This window comes from Blautia fusiformis, assembly GCF_020686995.1.
Classification (GTDB): Bacteria; Bacillota; Clostridia; order Lachnospirales; family Lachnospiraceae; genus Blautia_A; species Blautia_A fusiformis.
Genome location: NZ_JAJEPT010000008.1, coordinates 1 through 22,612, shown reverse-complemented (window position 1 = coordinate 22,612; position 22,612 = coordinate 1). Strand labels below are relative to the sequence as shown.

Below are 22,612 nucleotides of genomic sequence, written 5' to 3'. Positions count from 1 at the left end.
GTAAGGATACAAAAGGAGCAATATGAACAGGGAGTATGAATTTTCAGTAGTTGTTTTTGCAAAAGATACCGCAAAGCTTTACAGAACCTTTAAAAATGTACGTGAGGTCACACCGGAAGGAACGGTACAGATCCTTGCAGTATGCATTGCAGGAGATATGGATATTCCTGATGAACGGGACATGCGGGAGCTGGAGGAAGCCGGAGAAAAGGAGAAAGAGCTCAAGGACGAAGAGCTGGATAAGATCTACGGAGAGTTCAATCCGGAGGATCCTCGTTTCCGGGAGATGCTGGATGACCGGGATCTTTTATATATTGACGGACTGGAATGCGGGGATCTTGTGGCGGAGCTGAAGGATAAGATAGCCGGAAGCTATGTTGTTTTTGCAAAAGCCGGAATCCGTTTTTCCCCAAAATCCAGTGCAGAGATCAGACGCTGCTTTGAGGAAGAAAACAGAGATGTTGTCCTAACAAAGATCCGTGGAAAAGGAAATATCTATGTGCGGGAGCATAATAATTACTGTAACCGTTTCACCGAAAAAACAACGCTGGATAACAATGTATATCTTCTGCATCAGCTGTATACCGCTTACACATTTGCCGCAGATCAGGTGAAATGGGTATCCGAGATCCGTCCGGAGATCTGGTATCTGGATGTGATGACCATGGTATATCAGTCCGTTGTAAGCTGCCGGAGTCTGGGAGTGGCTTCAGGGGAAGATATCTATGTGCAGATCCTTGCGGACCATCTCATGGTGGATGATTGGAAGAATATGCTGCAGGATCCGGACCAGCTGGAGGTATTTTATCAGGAATTTTTCCGAAAGATCGCAGACTGCAGAATAAAAGAAAATCCTGTTCATGAAAAAAATGCAGATTATGTGCTGCTGTATTACAGCGCAAAAATAGCTGATATCATATTTGATAACGAGAAGCTTGATGAAGAGAAAAAGTGCAGATATGAGGAAGGTATCGAAAGCTTCCTGAAGCAGATGGAGTTTCCGGAGATCGTGATGTCCAATCAGCATATCAGCAGGGCAAACAAAGTATATCTTCTCCGGAAATATTATCCGGATATATGCAAAAAATTTCCGGATCAGGCAGACACGATCCTGAATCCCATATATGACAATCTCCGTGTCAAGATATTCCAGCCGGAAAAAGACCAGCTTCACTGTGAATTTTCCATTGTGGAGCCTGTGAGCAGGACAAACCGTGCATATATGATGACTGGTGGCAACACCTATGAAGCCAGATGGAAATATACACTGGAAAGAACCGGCTGGTGCAGAGAAGAAAGTGCCGTTGAGAAGCTGTATATCGTGGACATTCCGCTTTCCGAGATCCGGGAGTTTATCAGCTGGGGCACAGGCACAGATGGACATATAAATAAAATGTACAATATTTCCTACGGAAAATATGTGCCATTTACAAAGAAGCTGCCGCTTTTCCTGCATATAGAGGATAAGCTTCTGTATCTTAACGAAAAAGTCCGGATGATCCGTGGAGAGGATCAGGAAGATGCAAAGGTTCTGGGCCATCAGTATGAAGTAACGGTAGAGCCATACAGTCAGAGTAGGGAGAAACAGCTGAAGAAAAAACGCACCAAAGCAATATTTTCTCAGGGAAAGGCCGGAAAAAAGGCAGTTCTCGTACGTAAGCTCTACGAGATGCAGAAGGCAAAGCAGAAAAAGCAGATCTGGCTGATCTCCGATCGTACAACACGCGGAGATGACAACGGCGAAGTGATGTTCCGCTATCTCTGCGCCAATCCGGACCCTACGGTGGAGCCGTACTTTGTAGTCAACAAGGATACACAGGATTATGTGGAAATGAAGAAGCTTGGAAAGGTTGTGGAGCCTTTCTCCTGGAAGCATAAGCTTCTGTTCCTGCTGAATGAATTTTCACTGTCCTCCCAGGCTAACAAACCGGTGATCAATCCTTTTGGAAAGCTGGAGTATCTGTACCGCGATATCATCTATGACAAAAAGCTGGTATTTTTACAGCATGGTGTGACCAAAGACAACCAGTCCAAGTGGCTGAACAAATACAACCGTAATCTTTTCGGATTTATCGTCAGCACAAAGCCGGAATATGATTCTGCCTTTACCTATGACTATTTTTATCCGGAAAAAAATATCTGGCTTACGGGAATGCCGCGTTATGACCGTCTGGTCCATGATGAGCGTAAGTATGTGACGGTGATGCCTACCTGGCGCAAAAGCCTTTCCTCAGGAACCGATGCCAGAGGGGTATGGCAGCTTGGAAAAGAATTTCAGGAAAGCGAATATTTCCATTTTTATGATGATCTTCTCAACAGCGAAAGACTTCTGGGAGCGGCAGAGAAGTACGGATATACCATCTGCTTCATGCCTCACCCAAATACCATTGACGGTCTGCATATGTTCCGTCATGATCCACGGGTAAAATTTATGGATTCGTCTTATTCCTACAAGGACATTTTTGCCCAGACAGATCTGATGATCACGGACTATTCTTCGGTTGCCTTTGATTTTGCATATTTGAGAAAACCCATCGTATACTCCCAGTTTGACAGAGACAGCTTTTTCAGTGGCGCGCATTCCTACACAGAGGGATACTTTGACTATGAGAGAGATGGCTTCGGAGAGGTGGAGCATACACTGGACGGAACTGTGGACCGGATCATCGAATATATGGCAGACGGCTGTCAGATGAAAGAGGAATATCGGAAACGAATGGATGAGACCTTTGCATTTAATGACCGTAACTGTTCCAAACGAGTTTATGAGAGGATCATCGAGAATCGGTAATATGGAGGTTGGATTTTGGAAGGAAAGCAGGCAATAAAGTTTGATAAATATAATTCTCAGGCGATGAAGGGCATTGCCATTGTTATAATGCTGTTCCATCATATGTATCTGAGTCAAGACAGATTTGAGGGGCTGAATGTTGTTTTCACTCCGTTTTCAGCAGATCGGATCATGTATCTGTGCAGAACATTTAAGATCTGTGTACCGATCTATGCATTTATTTCCGGATACGGACTGTATCTCAGTTACAGAAAAAATAATTCTACACCTGGCAAGTGGACAGCCAAAAGACTGATAAAAACAATGGGAGGGTTCTGGATTATATGGGGGCTTTCTGTTGTGAGCTCACAGCTTTATAACGGCTATGCCGTGGCCAGATATTTCGGAAACGGGAATATTGCCAAAGGTGTTAGCGCAATGGTGCTGGATTTTTTTGGTCTGGCGAAACTTTTCGGAACTTCGACTCTGAACGGAACCTGGTGGTATATGAGTGCGGCGATCATTTTTATCATCTGTGTGCCACTGTTTATGATAAAGGAAGAATATCTGGTATTTATTCTTGTGGCTGTTGCGGCATTTCCACGGATAATTTCCCTGGAGGTTATGGGAATTACGGGTATTTATGCATTTTTACCGGTATTTCTCATGGGAATGTGTGTAGCCAAGTATGATCTGTTTAACCGATGGTTTAAGATATGGAATGCTGGAATGAAGCATGTTTTCAAATTTCTTCTGGAGCTTCTTGCGGTGTTTATTTTGTATAAAGCGTACAGAACTTTGCCGCTGACGGTATACAGTGAGATCCACTGGGGTGTGTATCCAATTGTATTTATGGCATTTTGCTGCGAATTTATTAATGTCATTCCGGGAGTGCGACAGATTTTATTGTTCCTCGGAAAACATTCCATGAATATATTTCTGATACATACATTTATAAGAAAATATTCTTTTGTGTATGTGAGTGGATATTTTCTGACCAATACACTGACGCTTCTGCTGGCTTCACTGGCAGTGTCCATAGCGCTGGAATGGCTGAAAAAGGTAACCGGCTACAACCGCCTGATCCAGAACATCTGCATGAAAATAGGATAATAAAGATAAAGGAGAAAGACCTGTCATTGTCTGTGGCAGGTCTTGTTAAAGTATGAAAGCAAAAAAAACAGTTTGTATATATTGGTTGATATTAATAGTGGTTTTTGGAGGAATTATTGGTATCAGAAGTACAGAGATAAAGGTCGAGGCTGCTGAAAGAACGGTACGATTTTGGGATAACAGTGGAAATTATCTTCAGAAATCTGGCGGGAACTGGTATTTGAAAGATTCTAAGAAGCGAAAACTTACCGGATTACGTTATTTGTCAATTCCAAAGACAGAGTTTTTAAAAACAGGATTTTATATGTTTGATAAAAACGGAAAACTTTTGAGAAAACAATCCGTGTATTATTTTGATAAAAAGACAGTTTCTGGTGTCCGCTTTGATAAATACCACATCACAGACTCCAATGGAAGAATTTCAAAGGGAGAGCGTGGCTTTGTAAACGTAGCTGAACAGAAGGTACGGGGCAAAAAAATTATCGCAGGCATTTATTATGTGGAAGCGTACGGAAAACTGGCTGATCGTGGAACAGTACGCTATATAAGACAGAGAAGATTCGGTGGGCGTAATTTTAAAAGTGGTTATTATTATTTCTATGGAACCGGAAGAATCTGCATGCGTCCGTCTTTTCATAAAGTGAACAAAACAGTTCAGGGAAAAAAGTTTAACGGAATCTATTATTTTGGCAATGATAATGGGAGAATGGTACAGAAGGCAGGGTGGGTAACCTGTGAGGGCCAGCAATATTATGTAGACCAAAATGGAAAAATGCTGGTGAACCGGTGGAAAGATGGTTATTACCTGAAATCGAACGGAACCATTGCGAAAAATATGAAAACACCGGATGGTCAGTATGTGGACTGGCAGGGAAGAAAAAGTACAAGATCAGAGTATGCTCTAAGTGCATTTAAATCGGAATTGGAGAGCTTTGTTTCTGCCTACGGTGGAAACTGGTCTGTTTATATAAAAGATCTGAAAACAGGAAATGTTGTAAACATAAATGATCGGGAAATGTATCCGGCAAGTACGATCAAGGCATTTGTGATGGCGTCGGTCTATGATCAGATCCGTCAGGGAAAAATGCAATACAGCTCCGGTGTGTACAGCTTGCTGTGGGATATGATCACTGTCAGTGATAATGAATGTTATAATGAACTGGTAAGGCGTCAGGGAGGCGGAAGCTTTGTAGGAGGAACGGCTGTAGTGAACCAGTATCTTCGAAAGAACGGTTACAAAAATACCGGTTGTCACAGTTCCCTGCATCCATCTTCTTCTGCCTGGAGCAGTGATGGCTGGCGTAACACGGCATCTGCAAAAGATTGTGGGAGACTCTTAGAAAAAATCTATCGAGGTCAGTGTGTTTCTCAACAGTATTCCAGAGAAATGCTAAATCTTTTACTGCATCAGACGAAACGATACAAAATTCCATCAGGTCTTCCGACAGGTATAGTATGCGCGAACAAAACTGGTGAGACAAGCTCAGTTCAGCATGATATGGCAATCGTCTATGGAAAGAAAACAAATTATGTATTATGTATATTTTCAGAAGGCGCTTCCGAAGATCATTTACTGTACGGAATCCGTTCGATTTCTTCAAGAGTATATCAATATTTGAATAAATAAAGATCAGTCAGCAGTCATAGGATCAAGAAACTTCCTTAATTGGGCAAAAATAAGGAGTGATCATTGACGTGCTGGCTGATTTTGTATTATCAAAGAAATGGTTGTGGAAGAATTTTTTACATAAGCGTTTTTCTTAGCCCTAAATATGCCGGATATTTCCGGTGTCAGTAGTATCGTATCCGGTTTGAAGAGCTAAAAACCGGCGGAAAGGTTCGGATGCAATGGTTTCCGCTACGGCCTGAAAGCCGGGGGTGCTCAGATTTTTGGTCTGCATAACCAGGAAGAGTGATTCCTGGCAAACAGGAAGAAAATCCAGCTCCGGAAAGCTTCTCGCTACACAGGCCTCGCCAAGAGCTATGTCTGCCTGTCCGCCAGCCACTGCAGCAGCCGTGGAGTGATCGGTAACAAGCTCATTTCGATATCCGGATATGGAATCCGGTGAAATTTCGGAAGACAGAAGTGTACGGTCAAGAAGGATACGACGGCTGCTTCCTTTTTCGCGGTTCACAAAAATAATATCTGCCCGTGTAAGATCAGAAAATCCCCGGATATTCTTGGGATTTTCTTTTTTTACATAGAAGCCGACAGGATATTGACACAGAGAGATCACAGTCAGTGGGATACCGGGTATAAGGCTATGGATATCTTCCGGTGAGGCGGATGCACAGGCAATGTGGACTTTTTCAAAATAGAGAGAATACAGTCCGTTGTAGGTGTTCATGTGAGACTGCAGAACCGGCAGATTGTCCGGGTGTGTGGGAAGCTGATTCAGGAGAAGATCCAGAGCCGGAGAACACTGTCCGCTGATGATCAGTCCACTGGAATGCAGAAGATAATCCCTTTTCAAAAGAGAGCTCTCCGGCTGGTGATCATAAGACTGAGCAGAAGACGCAGAACATTCCGAACCCTTAAGATACTGAGACAGCTGTTCCTCGCTGACCCGCAGCTGTTTGCCGACTTTGGAGGAGGAAAGCTCTCCGCGTTTGATCAGGTCATATACTGTGGATTTTTTGATCTTTAGTTTATCTGCAACTTCCTGTGCTGTGTAGACTTTATTCATCGATACCTACCATAACATTGGTTGCCTTAATCACTGCGTAAGCATCAGAGCCTACTTTCAGTCCAAGTTCTTCCACCGCCGCACAGGAGATGGTAGCAGTGATGATATTTCCACCACCGATATCGATGGAAACGATGGAATTTACAGCTCCCTGGTTGATGTTGATGATTTTTCCTTTTAACTGATTACGTGCACTGAGTTTCATAAGTAATTCTCCTTTTCTTGAATATTGAATGAACCGGATCAGGCAAGTTCTCTGCTTACGTTGTGCAGAGCAATGAACCTTGTGTGGGATTTGTCTGTATCAGGAGTGCTGTAAGCCACTCATGATAAGATAAGAAACGAAGCGGATCGTGAACATCCGCCTGGCTTGTCAACTATGTATTTATGATAGCACTTGTAGAGAAAAACAGCAATGCCTTATAGCTTGACAAGAAACTTTCCTTTCGGTAAAATTAAACAAAACCATTCAAAACTAAACAAAACTGAACGAAACGGAAAAGGAGAGAAACAAAAGATGAAGAAAAAAATCTTAGCAGCCCTTACCGCGGGAATTTTAACAACAGGCCTTATGACCGGAACTGTTTTTGCGGCGGACACAGAAGTGAAAGGTGATGAGAACCTGAAGGGAGAGGTTTATGCATTTATTGCTGCCAGCCTCAGCAATTCCATGGAGGAGATCCAGAAGGATTTCAATGAGCTTTATCCGAATGTAACGATCTATTACAGTGCAGACAGTTCAGGTACACTGCAGACACAGATCGAGGAAGGTGCACGCTGTGATCTTTTTTTTTCAGCAGCAGATAAACAGATGGATGCCCTCACAGAGGAAAAACTGACAAAGGAAGACACCGTTAAGGATCTTCTTGAGAACAAAGTCGTTCTGATCAGACCAAAGGACGGAGAGACAAAGGTAACAGGATTCGAGAATATCACAGACGCTGAGAATATGGCGCTTGCAGGAGAGGATGTTCCGGTGGGACAGTACGCCCGTGAGATCTTTAACAATCTTGGAATCATGGACGATGTAAACAAAATGGAGATCAACGAGTGCAAGAATGTAACGGATGTACTTGCAGCAGTCAGTGAAGGAAGTAATGAGGTTGGTGTTGTATATGCGACAGATGCTGCATCTGTTACTGATAAAGTAGATATCATCGCAGAGGCGCCGACAGACAGCCTTAAGACGCCGGTTCTTTATCCTGTGGGACTTATCGAGGACAAGGAAGCATCGGAAGACGATACCAGGGCAGCAGAGGCTTTTCTTGATTATGTGGAGTCTGACGCAGCAATCAAGGTATTTGAGGACTATGGATTTACAGCATATGAGGCTGAGGATTCCGAGGATGCCACAGAAGCTTCTGCAGACAACACGGAGGCTGAGGACAGCACATCCAAATGAGTATGATGTAGAAAACCGGCAGGCAGTAAATACTGAAACACAGTAAATGCCGGCACAGGAATGAAATATGACAGAACTTTTGAGAGAAATAAACTGGAGTCCTCTGTGGATTTCCTTAAAAACAGGTCTGGCAGCCACAGTGATCGCTTTTTTTCTGGGAATATTTTGCGCCCGAAAGATCATGAAGCTGAAGCCGGGAGCCAGAGCAGTACTGGATGGGATCCTTACTCTTCCGCTGGTACTTCCTCCTACAGTGGCTGGATTTTTTCTGCTACTGATCTTCAGTCTGAAAAGGCCCTTCGGAAGCTTTCTTCTGGATAATTTTGATATTAAGATCGTGCAGACCTGGAAGGGCTGTGTGATCGCAGCGGCAGTGATCGCATTTCCGCTGATGTACCGCAATGCACGGGCTGCTTTTGAACAGGTGGATATAAATCTTATCCATGCAGGCCAGACTCTGGGGATGAGCGACAGCCGGATCTTCTGGCGGGTAGTCATGCCTGCGGCAGGACCGGGGATCGCATCCGGAACAGTGCTGGCATTTGCACGTGCAATCGGAGAATATGGCGCAACCTCCATGCTTGCCGGAAATATCCTTGGAAAAACCAGAACAGTTTCTGTTGCCATTGCATCAGAGACAGCAGCCGGAAATTACGGAACTGCAGGATTCTGGGTCGTTGTGATCGTGCTGATCTCCTTTGTGATCGTAGCGCTGATCAATATCGTATCCGGAAGAGGAATGAAAACAAGAAGGTGGATCTGATGGCAGTCAAAGTAAATATCGAAAAAAACTTCCGTGATTTTTCCCTGAAGGTAGATTTTGAAGGCAGTTCGGCAGCCATTGGGCTTCTTGGTGCTTCCGGCAGCGGAAAAAGCATGACCTTACGCTGTATTGCAGGAATCGAAACACCGGATAAGGGAAGGATCGTCATCAATGGAAAAACAGTGTTTGATTCTGAAAAAGGGATCAATTTGAAACCGCAGAAGCGTCGGATCGGATATCTGTTTCAGAATTATGCGCTGTTCCCAACCATGACAGTGGAACAGAACATCCGCTGCGGTTATCGTGGGGAAAAATCCTCCGCCAGAGAAAAAGTGGCAGATCTGATCCGGCGATATCATCTGGAGGGGCTGGAGAAGCGCCTGCCCTCACAGCTTTCCGGCGGACAGCAGCAGAGAGTGGCACTGGCCAGAATGATGATCGGAGAGCCGGAAGCTATTCTTCTGGATGAGCCGTTTTCCGCACTGGACGGTTACTTGAAGGATGTGCTCCAGCGGGAGATGCAGGATTTCCTCAAGGACTATCCGGGAGATATGATCCTTGTGACACACAGCAGAGATGAGGCCTATAAATTCTGCAGGGAGCTTTCCATTGTACATGAAGGCAGGATCCTTGTGACCGGGGAGACAAAGCAGCTGTTTGAGAGACCGGGACTTCTGGAGGCAGCAAAGCTTACCGGCTGTAAGAATTTTTCCAGAGCGGAGAGGCTGGGACCTCACGAAATCTATGCGGCGGACTGGAAAATGAAGCTCCATACCGAAGAAAACGTAGATATGGATATTACCCATGTAGGGATCCGCGGCCACTGGATCCGCCCGGAATCAAAGCCGGGTGAGAACTGTATGGCAGTACGGGTAGACCAATACATAGAAACTACATTTGAACATCAGTATATGATCCGAAACAAAGCGGAAGAGAATGCTGCCGGATTATGGTGGATGCGTCCCAAAAACAGCTTTACGGAGGATCCGGATAAAGATCTTCCGGAATATCTGTATCTTCCACCGGAGCATCTGATGCTGCTGAAATAAAGAACCCCCGGAAACAGACATTATCTGCTGTTTCCGGGGATTTTTTGTGTTCCTGCATTTTTGATGGATTTTTACGAGCAGAATCTATTTTCCATGATTTCCGGAATAGGTGATGTAATCGGACACCATCATGGCAAGCTTGAAGGCCAGTGCATCCTCAAAGGTACGGATATCCAGGCCAAATCGCTTCTGCAGCTTTTCAAAACGGTACACCAGAGTATTCCGGTGCACATAGAGCTGTCTGGAGGTTTCAGAAAGGTTCAGGTTATTTTCAAAGAAGGTCCGGATGATATTGAGGGTTTCGTCGTCAATAGATTCCAGGGATTCTTCTCCGAAGATCTCGCCTACAAACATGTTGCAGACCTGAGTGGGAAGCTGATAGATCAGACGTCCGATGCCCAGACGGTTGTAACCGAAAACGTTTTTGTCAGCATAAAAGATCTTGCCGACCTCGAGAGCAGTGCGGGCTTCCTTGTAGGCATCGGAAAGCTCCATGATATCATCTGCAACATTGCTGTAGGAAACCCAGGCAGAGGTCATGGCCTCTGTATTGAGCATATCCACCAGCATGCAGGCGATACCATCCAGCTCTTCGTAGCTTTCGGTGCTCTGAAGCTCACGTACTACGATGATGCCGGAATCATCCAGTGCAGTGATAAAATCCCGTGTACGGGCAGAAAAGATGTTGCGGATGGTAGCCAGGGCATTTTCGTCCTTGTGCTGCTTGGTTTCCACAAGAAATACCGCACGGCGGGCGGAAGGTGTGATATGAAGACGGGCAGCCTTGTTAAAAGCTTCTACCTGGGAATAACGGTCCAGGAGAAGATTTTGCATAAAGGAGTTCTTGTCTGTTTTTTCCGTATAGGCAGTGAGGAGACTTTCTACCTGGCAGACAGCAAGCTCTCCGATGGTAGAAGCCTGCTCTCCGGAGCCCCATACGATCAGAAGCATATTGCTCTGAGGTATGTTGTTCAGCTTGTACAGACTGCAGCTGCGGTTGGAGATGCATAAGGCAGGATCCTCCCGGAACTGAGCAAGCTTTTCAGAAGAAGGAAGTCGACGGTCCCCTGTGGAAATGTATATCTGGTCATTTTCATCCAGAATACAGAAATCAAGACCGCTGATCCGGGTCCAGTCATCCAGACATTTTTGAATTGTTTGCTGTATTTTCATAAAAAGCGTCCTTTCTGATGTGAAATAAAACTAGTGAAATAAAAAGAAACCCCGGGAAATCATATCCCCCGGGGTTACATTCTGTTTTTATGATTCGACGAGAATTAGTTTGTGATAGTAAGCTCTGTCTCTTTGTCGAAGAAGTGAGCTTTCTCCATATCGAATGCAAATCTGATCGGATCACCGGTCTTAGCTGTTGTACGAGGATCAACTCGTGCTGTAACCTGAGTTCCGTCAACATCGAAGTACAGGAATACTTCAGCACCAAGAAGCTCGTAAACTTTAACTACGGAGTTCATTGGTTTGCTTGGAGATGTCTCAAGGAACATCTGAGAATCATGAATATCCTCAGGACGGATACCAAGAACAACTTTCTTTCCAACATAGCCTTTGTCTTTCAGGACTTTAGCCTTAGCTGCCGGAACGATAATCTCATGCTCACCACCGATTGTAGCAATTACATTGCCGCCTTTCTCGGAGATAACAGCATCAAGGAAGTTCATCTGCGGAGATCCCATGAATCCTGCAACGAAGAGGTTGCCTGGTTTCTGATACAGGTTCTGTGGTGTATCAACCTGCTGAACAACACCGTCTTTCATAACAACGATTCTGGTACCAAGTGTCATAGCCTCTGTCTGGTCATGTGTTACATAGATGATAGTAGCGCCAAGTCTCTGATGGATCTTGGAGATCTCGATACGCATCTGTACACGAAGCTTAGCATCCAGGTTGGAAAGAGGCTCATCCATAAGGAATACCTTAGGATTACGAACGATAGCACGTCCCATAGCAACTCGCTGTCTCTGACCACCGGAAAGAGCCTTCGGTTTACGATCAAGAAGCTTGTCAAGGTCAAGGATTCTTGCTGCTTCACGAACAGCCTTGTCGATCTGGTCCTTCGGAACTTTACGAAGTTTAAGTCCGAATGCCATGTTATCATAAACTGTCATATGAGGATACAGAGCGTAGTTCTGGAATACCATTGCGATATCACGGTCCTTAGGCTCAACATCGTTCATGACTTTGTCACCGATCTTAAGTGTACCACCGCTGATCTCCTCAAGACCTGCGATCATACGAAGTGTTGTAGATTTTCCACATCCGGATGGTCCTACGAAGATGATGAATTCTTTGTCTTCGATCTCCAGGTTGAAATCTTTAACTGCCTGGAAGCCGTTCGGATAAGTTTTATTAATGTGAGATAATGATAAACTTGCCATTGTTGTTTCCCTCCAAAATTAATATATTGTTTTACGTAATTTCCTTTGCTGGTTAACAGTATATCGAAAATGAGAGAAAAGGGCTAGAGCTGAATCTTACAAAGTTTCCGGCAGTTTCTTGTCATTCTGACGAAAAAACGAAAGGGGATTTTTCGTCATTTTGTCAAAACGACGGTTTCCTATGTACAGGTTCACGAAACATTATACGGTATTCAGGCAGAATCCTCAATATGTAAAAAAAGTTCAAAGGAGTTATTTACAACTAACCTAAGTTGGAGTATACTAACTTATTAGATAAAAGAAAAGTTTTCTCAATAAAGGAGGGATCAGAATGCATATTGCAGAAGCCGAAACAGAAGAGAAAAAAACAGGATGCTACCGACATACAGAGATGCAGAGGGATCTTATTATAGAGAAACTGAAGGAGAAGGGGCTCCGCATCACCAGACAGAGAAAGATTCTTCTGGACATTATCCTGGAGGGAGAGTGCTCCTGTTGTAAGGAAATCTATTACAGGGCTTCCGCACTGGATCCGAAGATCGGTGTAGCTACAGTATACCGTATGGTCAATACGCTGGAATCCATCGGTGCTATCAGTCGAAAGAATATGTATCGCGTGGCATGCAGCACAAAAGGCGTCTGCACAGTAGAACTGGATGATGATACGATATGCCATCTGTCCGGACAGAAGCTTAATGAAGTGATCCTTGCAGGACTTCGGGCCTGCGGGGAGATCAGTGAACAGAATATCCGTACCCTGGCGCTGCTGCCTGTTCATGAGGTCGGGTGAGTATGGAAAAGTTATGGCACAATATAATAGGAAAGAAGAGGTTTGTACAGACTAAGAATTAGATAGATTGAACTATTAGTAAAAATTAACTGTTAGGCAAAAATAACTGAAAATTTAACGAATTGTGTTGAACTCACACAAAAAACACTGGACTTTTTTTTATAGACATTTTATAATAATGAAAATATCGGGGCGGACATGAAAAATCCTCACCGGGAATCAGAAAAAAATAAAAATCATATATCAGGAGGAAATTATTATGGTAGACTTTAAATTCAAGAAATCAGGACTTTTTGCAGCAGGCGTTCTTTTCGGTACAGCAGGAATCAAGATCCTCACAAGCAAGGATGCGAAGAAGCTTTACACAGGATGCACAGCAGCTGTTTTAAGAGCTAAGGACTGCATCATGAAAACAGCTACGAATCTTCAGGAGAATGCTGAAGATATTTATGCTGAAGCTAAGGAGATCAATGAGGAAAGAGCAGCAGCTGAAGAGGCTGTAGAGGATGTTGAGACAGAAGCAGAGGAAACTGCAGATGAGGATGCATTCAAAGAAACAGCAGAAGAGACAGAAGAAGCAGCAGAAGAGACAGCTGAGTAAAGAGGCGATTTTCCGTGAAATTTTATATCAAACATGAGACAAGAGGCCGGCTTCGTATCCATCTTGCTCAGAAGAGGATGAGCTACGGGCAGGCAGATACGCTGTTGTATTATCTCGAGAATCTTGCTGGAGTGGTTTCTGCCAAGGTATACGAGAGAACCTGTGACGCAGTTGTAAATTATCGGGGCAGTAGAGCTGCGGTTATCCGTGGTATCAGCGAATTTCATTATCAGGATGTAGAGGTTCCTTCACAGGTGCTGCAGAGCTCAGGGAGAGCACTGAATGCAGAATATCAGGAGAAGCTAATCTCCAAGGTGATCTGCCATTACGGAAGAAGGCTTTTTCTGCCATATCCGCTGAATGCCATTTATACAACAGCTACTTCCCTGAAATATATCTGGAAGGGAATCGATACACTTCTTCACCGTAAGATCGAGGTGCCGGTCCTGGATGCCACTGCAATTGGAGTGTCTGTATTACGTCAGGACTTTGGTACTGCAGGCTCCATCATGTTCCTGCTTGGGATCGGAGAGATCCTGGAAGAGTGGACGCACAAGAAATCCGTAGGTGATCTTGCAAGAACCATGTCCCTGAATGTTGGCAGGGTATGGCTGAAGAGAGAGGATCAGGAGATCCTGGTAGAGTCCGGAGAGGTCCAGCCGGGAGATGATGTTGTTGTACGTATGGGTACCGTAATTCCTTTTGACGGAAGTGTTACAGATGGAGAGGCTATGGTCAACCAGGCTTCTCTTACCGGTGAGTCTGTACCTGTATGCAAGAAAGAGGGTAGCGTTGCCTATGCAGGCACTGTTGTGGAGGAAGGTGAGATCACCATCCGCGTAAAGACGGTAGGTGGTTCCAGCCGCTATGACAAGATCGTTACCATGATCGAGGAGTCTGAGAAGCTGAAATCTTCTTTGGAGGGAAAGGCAGAGCATCTGGCAGATAAGCTGGTTCCCTATACTCTTGGAGGAACAGCACTTACATATCTCCTTACCAGAAATGCCACCAAGGCCCTTGCGATCCTGATGGTGGATTTCTCCTGCGCGCTTAAGCTTGCAATGCCGATCTCTGTATTGTCTGCAATCCGTGAGGCCGGTACCCATAAGGCTACAGTTAAGGGCGGTAAATATCTGGAAGCAATGGCTGAGGCAGATACCATCGTATTTGATAAGACAGGAACTCTGACAAAGGCGAAGCCAACCGTTGTGGATGTGGTTCCTTTTGACAACAATGATCCGGAGGAGATGCTGCGTATCGCCGCATGTATGGAAGAGCATTTCCCACACTCCATGGCCAAGGCTGTTGTCAGTGCTGCCAGGAAGAAGCATCTGGCCCATGAGGAGATGCATTCAAAGGTTGAATATGTAGTAGCGCATGGAATTTCCACTACGATCGAAGACCATAAGGCCGTGATCGGAAGCTATCACTTTGTATTTGAAGATGAGAAATGTCTGATCCCGGAGGATGGCAAGGAGAAATTCGACAATATTCCGGAAGAGTATTCCCATCTGTATCTTGCCATTGACGGACGTCTTGCAGCCGTGATTTGTATTGAAGATCCTCTTCGTGAGGAGGCGAAAGCTTCTGTAGAAGCACTGCGTGGGGCAGGGATTTCCAAGATCGTTATGATGACAGGGGACAGTGAGCGTACAGCAGCAGCCATTGCCAGACGTGTGGGAGTGGACGAATATTATTCCGAGGTACTTCCGGAGGATAAGGCCAACTTCATCGAAAAAGAAAAGGCAGCCGGAAGAAAGGTTATCATGGTAGGTGACGGAATCAATGATTCTCCGGCACTTTCCGCAGCCAATGTCGGTATCGCCATCAGTGATGGTGCTGAAATTGCCCGGGAGATCGCAGATATTACTGTAGGTGCAGATGATCTTCAGGAGCTTGTTGTTCTGAAAGAGATCAGCAATGCACTGATGAAGCGTATCAGACGCAATTACCGTTTTATTATTACCTTTAACGCAGGTCTTATCGCCTGTGGCGTTGCAGGTATCCTGCAGCCGACTTCATCCGCACTTCTGCATAATACCTCCACACTGGCGATCAGCCTGAAGAGTATGCAGAATCTGCTTCCATAGAAAATTTTTAACCGAATCAAGTAAGTCCCCTGCAGGATTGCGAATATCCGCTTGACAATAAATATAAAAAGCCGGCCAGGTTATCGAAGAGATAAGAGCTTCGTACCTGGCCGTTTTTTTAGGATACTCAGACGTGGATCGCAGGTATCAGCCTGAAGGTGTAGGTGTATGAAGTAAGTTTTATTCCTGAGGAAAGGGTTCGCTTTCCAACATCAGTCCGTCAGTCATATGATAGCGTTTCTTTTGGGTATCCGAACGGAGAGGCCGGGTATGAAGGCTTCGGTACCTGGAGGGGTTCATATGATAAAATTTTTCGAAGGTATGTGCAAAATGCTGCCGGCTGTTGTATCCGGAAGAAAAGGCAATATCCGTAATGTGCAGAGTACTGTTGCACAGAAGAAAGGAGGCCTGTTCCATACGCTTGCGGTTGATATAGGTATTGATGGTGCAGCCGTTTTTTTCTGTAAAGAGCGCCTGCAGGTAGGATTTGTTGATCCCTGCATATGCGGAGATGGCAGGAATATCAATGTCTTCCAGATAATGCTCGTCAATATAGCGGAGCGCTTTTTTCAGATAGACGATTCCCTGGGTGCTCCGGCTGGAGTGGGCGCAGAATGCAAGCTCTGTAAGCATGCGGCTGAAAAGAAGAAAGAAGAGAAATTCTTCCTTTTGTATCTGACCGGAATTTTGTTGTAAAAAGGTGAGCAGATCCTTCAGGCTGTATCCGAAGCTGCGGGAATCCGGGCCGGAGCAAAAGCCCTGGGAGGATTCCGTAAAATTCCAGAACCGGGAAAATCCGGGATCCTTTTTCAGGAGAAGCTCCAGAGCAACCGGACTTTTTTCGGGAGTAAGGGAAAATTCCAGATTCAGGATCGAGCAGGGAAAACCATCCGGAATCTCCAGCCTGTGAGGTACATCCGGCCGGATAAAGATAAATTGCCCGGATTTCAGTGGGAATTCCGTGTCCTGTGTGCCATCCAGGCAGAAAACCCGGCAGGAACCGGAGGTGATATACATGATCTCATAGCTGGAATGTGTGTGATGCTCCATATGATAATAAGGCAGGGAGAGAGCATAAAAAGCAGAAATATGGAAATATCGGGAAGAGTCCTGGAAAATATCTGGCATGAAAAAACCTCCTGAGTATACTGCGAAGCGGAATGTAAATATTTCAGCTGTAAATTGCGAGTCGGACAGATGCAGATATTCGATTAAATCGCCCTACATGTCTGACTGACTGTACTCTTTACTGTCAGCAAACAGTATATCACGCAAAAATAAATACGACAATATATTGCATTTTTACATTCTGGGGATGATACCTGTCACCTTATAAAAAAACAGATATTATACTGTGATCAGAATCAGAAAAACGGAGGGTATTTTCTATGAGCTATAAAAATGAAAAAATAAAAATGATCGAATTACATGAGAATGGCCTGGATATCCAGTTTCGTATCCGGGAAAACGGCGTGGTAGAGCTGGCAGATTTTTCTTCACAGGAAGTAAAAAAAGCAGTCATGGAGCCGAAGGAGGATATCTGTTATCCGGCTGTTGAGATTCACAGAAGCGGCACAGGAAGCTTAAACATGCATGCCTACAAAAACAACATCAATCAGTCCTCTGTGGATTTTGTTTATGAGAACCATGAGCTGAAGGCACAGGCCGGCGGAAAAGAGCTGGAGATCGTAATGATTTCCCCGGAAAAGCTGAAGGCAGTATATCATATGCGCCTGTTTGACGGAGTGCCGGCAGTACAGACCTGGACAGAGATCATCAACGAGGGAAGTGAGGATCAGGGGCTGACCTATGTTTCTTCTTTTATGTATCAGGGAATCTCCAGAGGCGGCGAAAAGCCTTATTATAAAAAAACAGATATCTATGTGCCGTTTAACAGCTGGTGCTGTGAGGCACAGTGGCAGAAATACGATGCAGAAACGCTGAATTTAAACGGAATGGTCGTAGATGGCTTCAATCATCAGGGATATGGCCTGAACCGTTATTGTTACAGTGGAAAGGGCACCTGGTCTACCTGTGAGTATCTTCCCATGGGAATTGCCGAGGACAGAGAAACAGGGGAGACGTATATTTTCCAGATTGAAAGCTCCGGACAGTGGCTGGCAGAATATGGCTCTGCACAGGGCGGAAATCTGTATCTTGCCTTAAGCGGCGCCACAGAGCAGGAGCATGGCTGGTATAAGAATCTGAAACCGGGAGAAAGCTTTACAACCGTTCCGGCAGGGGCAGCTGTTGTAAAAGGTGGCCTGAATCCGGCAGCAGCGGCACTGACCAGATATCGGAGAAAAGTACGCAGACCGAATGCGGACGATGAGAAGCTGAACGTGGTATTTAATGATTACATGAATTGCCTGATGGGAGACCCTACAACGGAGCGGGAGCTTTCCATCATTGACAAGGCAGCAGAGCTCGGATGCGAATATTACTGCCTGGATGCAGGCTGGTATGACGACGGATTCTGGTGGGACCGTGTCGGGGAATGGAAAGAAGCATCCGGAAGATTCCCCAATGGTCTGAAAGAAGTCTGCGATCATGCACACAGTAAAGGCCTGAAAATGGGACTCTGGCTGGAAATCGAGGTTATGGGAGTTGCCTGCGAACTGGCAAACAAGCTTCCGGATGACTGGTTTGTCTGCCGTCATGGAAAACGCCACATTGACAATAAACGCTATATGCTGGATTTCCGCAATCCGGAGGTACGGAAATATTGCCGTGATGTAGTAGACAGGCTGATCAATGATTACGGTGTAGAGTACTTTAAAGTGGACTATAACGTAACCATGGGATATGGAAGTGATCTGAACAGTGACAGCTGTGCAGATGCCATCCGTGAGCATTATGAATGTCTTCACCAGTGGTATGAGGAAATCTTCCGGGATCATCCGGAGCTTGTTGTGGAGAACTGCGGTTCCGGCGGACAGCGTATGGATTATGGTATGCTGAAGATCTTAAGCCTGCAGTCTACCAGTGATCAGACAGATTATCTCTACAATGCCAATATCGCTGCCAATGTAGCCAGTGCGGTAACTCCGGAGCAGGGTGGTATGTGGGTATATCCGTATGAGGATGAAGAAGAGCATGTGATCTACAATGTAGTAAATGGTATGCTTCTCCGCCCATATATCAGCGGTATGGTATGGAAGCTGGGCGAAAATTCCATGAACCGTATGAAGGAGGGAATCTCCCTGTATAAGGAGATCCGTGAGGAAGTCCGTGACGGCGTGCCGTTCTTCCCGCTTGGTTTTGGAACTCTGAAATCTGAAGTTCTTGCTTACGGAGTGAAAGCAGAGAAGAATACCTATCTTTCGGTATGGACACCGGGAACAACAGAAGCAGTGATCCCGCTGGAAAATGCAGAGCAGGTCCGCAGAGTATCCGTGATCTATCCGAAGGAAGAGATGTGCGGATATAAGATCGAAAATGGAAATCTTGTAGTGAAGATGCCACAGGAAAAAGTGGCCAGACTGTTTAAGATCGAGATGAAATAGAAAAGCGTGAAAGACCGTAAGTTTGACGAAGAGGCGTGGGCAAAAATAAATGGAAAATAAAAGAGCGCCGGCATTTTTACCAGAAAGCTCATCAGTCTGGATGAAGTTGTAAAGATCCCGGCTGTGTACCTGAATTATAAGAAATACAGATGGGTGAAGGATCTGACAGTGAAAAGCGAATAGAAACAGAAAACAGCAGAGCTGTATGTCCCGTGATTACAGGGAATATACAATTCTGCTGTTTTATTTTATGAGATTATCTGTTTTCCGCAAGATATTCTTCTGTAAGAGCAACCGCATCGGTGATACACTGCGGGCAGCTGCAGAGAACCTTGCCTGTCTCCACACCTTTTAATTCACGGCAGATACAGGAACCGTTTTTTTCTTTGAATTTCTGGATATAGGTGCGGAGCTTTTTGTAAGTGTCACCTTTGGAGCCGGAACCTTCTTCGGTATTTCCGCGGCTGTTGGAAAGTCCGATGATCATAGCCATACCGGAAAGAGCACCGCACATTTCCATAACACCCATTCCAAGGCCGAAGCCCTCGGCAATACGGAACATCTCGTTTTCATCGATGCCAAATTCCTGGCAGAAAGAACAGGCAACTGCCTGTGCACAGTTACAGCCATTCTCGTGTAATTTTGTAGCGTGTTCAGCTTTTGTACTCATGATTTCTTATCCTCCTGATTTCAGATCGCAAGCATATTTTTGATCGCTTCCATATAGATCAGTACTGCTTCTTCCATGCCGGAGACCAGGATAAATTCATCGGCTCCGTGGATACGGTAGTCAATTCCCTCTTTTTCAGGTCCGAAGGCTATGATGTTTTTGAGGGATTTTGCGTAAGTGCCGCCTCCGATGACCATTGGTTTGTGTTCGGTATCGCCGGTCACATCTGTGTAAGCTTTGTAAAGAGCATTTACCAGCGGAGATTCTCTTGGGAAGAATAACGGAGCAACAACCTTTATGATCTCAATACGACCGTTTTTATCTTCCAGTCTGTCCTGGCACATTTTGCGGATATCGGTCTCATTAAGAGTTACCGGAACACGGATATCGATGGTACAGGAAATGACACCGTTTTCTGTTTTTACGATTCCGTTGCATAACGTCAGATCGCCGTATTCATCTGCAAATTTCAGACCAATGCCGGAGCCGTCACATGCAGTGCCGATATGGGAGTTATAGAATTCCACAAAGTCATCTTCAAAGCCTGCTTTTGCCAGACATTCAAAGGTTACTCCTGCAGCATTGACACCGAGATGGGGAGTGCTGGCATGAGCCGGAATACCTTTGGCGTAGATGGTGAGCTCACCATTTTCTTCGGTTACCTTATATTCCTGGAGCTTCGTCCGGGAAAGTGCGGATTCCAGCTTTTCCTTCAGACCGTCCTCATCGGGAACAATGGTTGTACAGGTGTCACACATTGCATTGGATACAAAACCGCCGTTCATGGAGATAATCCGGGTGTTTTTGGAGCAGGCGATCATGGCAAGCTGACCTTTTTCACCGTGGATACACGGGAAGCTGGCATCCGGTGTGAAACCGCAGGAAAGCTCTTCTGCTACCTGATTGTAGTGATCCATACATTTGGAACCTGTTTCCTCGTTGCAGCCCATGATCAGGCGGACTCTTTTGTTCAGCTTCACGCCGTGGTCGCGGAGAAGCTTCATGGCATAGAGCGCTTCTAGGATAGGGCCTTTGTCATCAGTGGTCCCGCGGCCGTATACATGATCGTCTTCACGGGTAAGGCGGAACGGATCGTAGGTCCAGTCTCCGCCTACAGGAACGATATCCAGATGACCGGCGATGCCGACGATCTCATCGCCCTCACCCATTTCGGCATAACCGCAGTAGTTATCCAGGTTTACGGTTTTAAAGCCAAGTTCTTCGGCAATCTTCAGTCCCTCTTCCAGGGCTTTTGCAGGACCCTCACCAAATGGTTTTCCCTCGGAAGGGGTACCGAGCTGGGAGTCAATGGCAACCAGTCTGCCAAGATTTGTGAGCATTTCTTCTGATAATGCGTGGATTTCCTCTTTAATATCCATATTGATTTCCTCCTGTTTACAGCGTTCCGGAAAGTGACAGGATGGAACGCTGATGTTATGAGCTCTATTATAGCATAGATTGTAATGAATGGCAGAGTGGATTTTTACCTGTTGAAGACGTACCGATCCATTCGGCGGAAGGCTTCTTCTATGCGGGAACGGGGTGAGGCCAGATTCATTCTTAGGTGACAGGGACCGAAAAACATCCTGCCGTCCTGGACAGCAACGCCGACATCCCAGCAGGCTTTTTCCACATCTTCGATTGTTTTGCCATGGGCAGTACACCAGCCGGTGCAGTCGGCAAAGAGCATGTAGGTGCCTTCCGGTCTGGAAACGTTGACACCCTTAAAGTGCCGGTCAATGTAATCACAGGCAAAGCTTACATTTCCGCTTAGTACTTCGCATAGTTCATCGGTCCATTCATAGCCTTCAGGCTGATAAGCGCCAAGCAGAGCGTGCATGGACAGAACATTCATCATATTATAATGGCTCAGACTGGACTCCTTCAAAATACGATCCCGCCACCAGCTGTTGTATACAATGTGATAGCTGCCAACAAGTCCTGCCAGATTAAAGGTTTTGGATGGAGCGTAGAAGGCCGCTGTACGCTGGCGGGCATCTTCGCTGACGGACTGGCTGGGGATATGCTTATGGCCATTCAGGATGAGGTCAGACCAGATCTCGTCTGAGATGACGTAGACATCATATTTTCGGTACAGCTCCATGGCTTTTTCCAGCTCCCAACGTTCCCACACGCGTCCGCAGGGATTGTGTGGATTGCAGAGAATGGCAGCGTGGATCTTCTTTTCACGGAGTTGTTTTTCCATGTCTGCATAATCCATTCTCCATATGCTGTTTTCATCCTTTATCAGAGGAGAGTGTACGGCCTCGTAGCCGTTGTTTTTCAGACTTTTGGTGAAGCCTATGTATGTCGGACTGTGAACCAGGACGTTATCACCGCGGGAGCAGACGCAGTTCAGTGCACTGATAACTCCGCCCAGAACGCCATTTTCGTAGCCAATGTGTCTGGGCTTCAGACCGGTGACACCGTGGCGTGTTTCCTGCCAGCGGATGATGGCTTTATAATATTCCGGCGGGGCTTCGAAGTAACCGAAGGCCGGGTGACTGGCCCGTTCGATGATCGCCTGCTGTATGGTAGGTACAGTAGGAAAGTTCATGTCTGCTACCCACATCGGGATGGCATCGAAGCCCTCCTTCGGCGGGGCAGGAGAGAAACCATCGCCCTTCAGGCCGTCTACTGCGATGGAATCTCTGCCATGTCGGTCAATGATGGAAGTGAAGTCGTATTTCATATGAATGCTCCGTTACTGAAAACTTATAAAAAGTTATAAACTTCTATGTTTCATTCCTACTTCAACGAGTATGCTTTTGATGATAT

At 45.6% G+C, this 22,612-nt stretch carries 18 protein-coding genes; 10 read left to right on the top strand and 8 right to left on the bottom strand.

What is annotated here, in order from left to right:
- Positions 1-22 precede the first annotated feature (22 nt).
- The 3 genes from LKD46_RS08335 (at position 23) to LKD46_RS08325 (ending at position 5,510) form a co-directional block, all read left to right on the top strand.
- Positions 23-2,791: a CDP-glycerol glycerophosphotransferase family protein gene (locus LKD46_RS08335; RefSeq protein WP_059086128.1), complete on the top strand. Its 2,769-nt coding sequence runs from the start codon at positions 23-25 to the stop codon at positions 2,789-2,791.
- Positions 2,792-2,806: 15 nt separating this feature from the next.
- A complete protein-coding gene (locus tag LKD46_RS08330; protein WP_110102795.1) occupies positions 2,807-3,883 on the top strand; it encodes an acyltransferase family protein in 1,077 nt (358 codons plus the stop codon).
- A gap of 304 nt (positions 3,884-4,187) precedes the next feature.
- Entirely contained in the window at positions 4,188-5,510 is a 1,323-nt protein-coding gene (locus LKD46_RS08325; protein ID WP_173761054.1) for a serine hydrolase, read from the top strand.
- A gap of 139 nt (positions 5,511-5,649) precedes the next feature.
- Here the strand turns inward: LKD46_RS08325 and LKD46_RS08320 are convergent, their stop codons facing one another.
- Both LKD46_RS08320 and LKD46_RS08315 read right to left on the bottom strand, forming a co-directional pair.
- Positions 5,650-6,570, bottom strand: coding sequence for a helix-turn-helix transcriptional regulator (locus LKD46_RS08320; RefSeq protein ID WP_118608662.1), 921 nt, complete (start codon positions 6,568-6,570; stop codon positions 5,650-5,652).
- Entirely contained in the window at positions 6,563-6,775 is a 213-nt protein-coding gene (locus LKD46_RS08315) for a TOBE domain-containing protein (RefSeq protein ID WP_015527392.1), read from the bottom strand. Before LKD46_RS08315 ends, LKD46_RS08320 begins: the two co-directional genes overlap by 8 nt.
- A 312-nt stretch (positions 6,776-7,087) precedes the next feature.
- Between LKD46_RS08315 and modA the strand changes: the two genes are divergently transcribed.
- The 3 genes from modA to LKD46_RS08300 all read left to right on the top strand — a co-directional run bounded on the left by modA (position 7,088) and on the right by LKD46_RS08300 (position 9,784).
- Entirely contained in the window at positions 7,088-7,972 is an 885-nt protein-coding gene (gene modA, locus LKD46_RS08310) for a molybdate ABC transporter substrate-binding protein (RefSeq protein ID WP_118608663.1), read from the top strand.
- Between the two features lie 67 nt (positions 7,973-8,039).
- Positions 8,040-8,735, top strand: coding sequence for a molybdate ABC transporter permease subunit (gene modB / locus LKD46_RS08305; protein ID WP_118608664.1), 696 nt, complete (start codon positions 8,040-8,042; stop codon positions 8,733-8,735).
- Complete coding sequence (locus LKD46_RS08300) at positions 8,735-9,784, top strand: sulfate/molybdate ABC transporter ATP-binding protein (protein WP_118608665.1); 1,050 nt, start codon at positions 8,735-8,737, stop codon at positions 9,782-9,784. The genes modB and LKD46_RS08300 overlap by 1 nt, the downstream gene beginning before the upstream one ends.
- Before the next feature lie 84 nt (positions 9,785-9,868).
- Here LKD46_RS08300 and LKD46_RS08295 read toward each other — a convergent pair whose 3' ends face one another.
- Positions 9,869-10,957, bottom strand: coding sequence for a PucR family transcriptional regulator (locus tag LKD46_RS08295; RefSeq protein WP_022426073.1), 1,089 nt, complete (start codon positions 10,955-10,957; stop codon positions 9,869-9,871).
- Between the two features lie 104 nt (positions 10,958-11,061).
- Positions 11,062-12,177 (bottom strand): ABC transporter ATP-binding protein, encoded by a 1,116-nt coding sequence (locus LKD46_RS08290; RefSeq protein ID WP_118608666.1) that lies wholly within the window; start codon positions 12,175-12,177, stop codon positions 11,062-11,064.
- A 331-nt stretch (positions 12,178-12,508) separates the two neighbouring features.
- Between LKD46_RS08290 and LKD46_RS08285 the strand changes: the two genes are divergently transcribed.
- From LKD46_RS08285 to LKD46_RS08275, 3 genes are all read left to right on the top strand, one after another.
- Positions 12,509-12,967 carry a transcriptional repressor gene (locus LKD46_RS08285; RefSeq protein ID WP_021651932.1) on the top strand — a complete coding sequence of 153 codons (459 nt, stop codon included), beginning with the start codon at positions 12,509-12,511 and terminating at the stop codon, positions 12,965-12,967.
- Positions 12,968-13,226: 259 nt separating this feature from the next.
- Positions 13,227-13,568 (top strand): DUF6110 family protein, encoded by a 342-nt coding sequence (locus tag LKD46_RS08280; protein WP_022426232.1) that lies wholly within the window; start codon positions 13,227-13,229, stop codon positions 13,566-13,568.
- 14 nt (positions 13,569-13,582) lie between these two features.
- On the top strand, positions 13,583-15,658 hold the full coding sequence (locus LKD46_RS08275; protein ID WP_118608667.1) for a heavy metal translocating P-type ATPase: 2,076 nt from the start codon (positions 13,583-13,585) through the stop codon (positions 15,656-15,658).
- A 180-nt stretch (positions 15,659-15,838) separates the two neighbouring features.
- On the opposite strand, the gene LKD46_RS08270 is transcribed toward LKD46_RS08275, so the two are convergent.
- Positions 15,839-16,786 (bottom strand): AraC family transcriptional regulator, encoded by a 948-nt coding sequence (locus LKD46_RS08270; protein ID WP_118608668.1) that lies wholly within the window; start codon positions 16,784-16,786, stop codon positions 15,839-15,841.
- 260 nt (positions 16,787-17,046) lie between these two features.
- Between LKD46_RS08270 and LKD46_RS08265 the strand changes: the two genes are divergently transcribed.
- Positions 17,047-19,164, top strand: a complete 2,118-nt coding sequence (locus tag LKD46_RS08265; protein WP_227574018.1) for a glycoside hydrolase family 36 protein — start codon at positions 17,047-17,049, stop codon at positions 19,162-19,164.
- 256 nt (positions 19,165-19,420) lie between these two features.
- On the opposite strand, the gene LKD46_RS08260 is transcribed toward LKD46_RS08265, so the two are convergent.
- From LKD46_RS08260 to LKD46_RS08250, 3 genes are all read right to left on the bottom strand, one after another.
- A complete protein-coding gene (locus tag LKD46_RS08260; protein ID WP_022426236.1) occupies positions 19,421-19,834 on the bottom strand; it encodes a C-GCAxxG-C-C family protein in 414 nt (137 codons plus the stop codon).
- Positions 19,835-19,854: 20 nt separating this feature from the next.
- Entirely contained in the window at positions 19,855-21,213 is a 1,359-nt protein-coding gene (locus LKD46_RS08255) for a M20 family metallopeptidase (protein WP_022426237.1), read from the bottom strand.
- A 104-nt stretch (positions 21,214-21,317) separates the two neighbouring features.
- Positions 21,318-22,526 carry a MalY/PatB family protein gene (locus tag LKD46_RS08250; RefSeq protein ID WP_118608670.1) on the bottom strand — a complete coding sequence of 403 codons (1,209 nt, stop codon included), beginning with the start codon at positions 22,524-22,526 and terminating at the stop codon, positions 21,318-21,320.
- Between the last annotated feature and the right edge of the window lie 86 nt (positions 22,527-22,612).

What these genes read in the sequence shown, in the direction of transcription:
- LKD46_RS08325 (WP_173761054.1), top strand. Translation starts at nt 4,188, where the DNA reads ATGTTTGATAAAAACGGAAAACTTTTGAGAAAACAATCCGTGTATTAT.
- LKD46_RS08300 (WP_118608665.1), top strand. Translation starts at nt 8,735, where the DNA reads ATGGCAGTCAAAGTAAATATCGAAAAAAACTTCCGTGATTTTTCCCTG.
- LKD46_RS08280 (WP_022426232.1), top strand. Translation starts at nt 13,227, where the DNA reads ATGGTAGACTTTAAATTCAAGAAATCAGGACTTTTTGCAGCAGGCGTT.
- modA (WP_118608663.1), top strand. Translation starts at nt 7,088, where the DNA reads ATGAAGAAAAAAATCTTAGCAGCCCTTACCGCGGGAATTTTAACAACA.
- LKD46_RS08250 (WP_118608670.1), bottom strand. Translation starts at nt 22,526, where the DNA reads ATGAAATACGACTTCACTTCCATCATTGACCGACATGGCAGAGATTCC.
- LKD46_RS08265 (WP_227574018.1), top strand. Translation starts at nt 17,047, where the DNA reads ATGAGCTATAAAAATGAAAAAATAAAAATGATCGAATTACATGAGAAT.
- LKD46_RS08255 (WP_022426237.1), bottom strand. Translation starts at nt 21,213, where the DNA reads ATGGATATTAAAGAGGAAATCCACGCATTATCAGAAGAAATGCTCACA.
- LKD46_RS08295 (WP_022426073.1), bottom strand. Translation starts at nt 10,957, where the DNA reads ATGAAAATACAGCAAACAATTCAAAAATGTCTGGATGACTGGACCCGG.
- LKD46_RS08285 (WP_021651932.1), top strand. Translation starts at nt 12,509, where the DNA reads ATGCATATTGCAGAAGCCGAAACAGAAGAGAAAAAAACAGGATGCTAC.
- LKD46_RS08335 (WP_059086128.1), top strand. Translation starts at nt 23, where the DNA reads ATGAACAGGGAGTATGAATTTTCAGTAGTTGTTTTTGCAAAAGATACC.
- LKD46_RS08315 (WP_015527392.1), bottom strand. Translation starts at nt 6,775, where the DNA reads ATGAAACTCAGTGCACGTAATCAGTTAAAAGGAAAAATCATCAACATC.
- LKD46_RS08260 (WP_022426236.1), bottom strand. Translation starts at nt 19,834, where the DNA reads ATGAGTACAAAAGCTGAACACGCTACAAAATTACACGAGAATGGCTGT.
- LKD46_RS08320 (WP_118608662.1), bottom strand. Translation starts at nt 6,570, where the DNA reads ATGAATAAAGTCTACACAGCACAGGAAGTTGCAGATAAACTAAAGATC.
- modB (WP_118608664.1), top strand. Translation starts at nt 8,040, where the DNA reads ATGACAGAACTTTTGAGAGAAATAAACTGGAGTCCTCTGTGGATTTCC.
- LKD46_RS08270 (WP_118608668.1), bottom strand. Translation starts at nt 16,786, where the DNA reads ATGCCAGATATTTTCCAGGACTCTTCCCGATATTTCCATATTTCTGCT.
- LKD46_RS08290 (WP_118608666.1), bottom strand. Translation starts at nt 12,177, where the DNA reads ATGGCAAGTTTATCATTATCTCACATTAATAAAACTTATCCGAACGGC.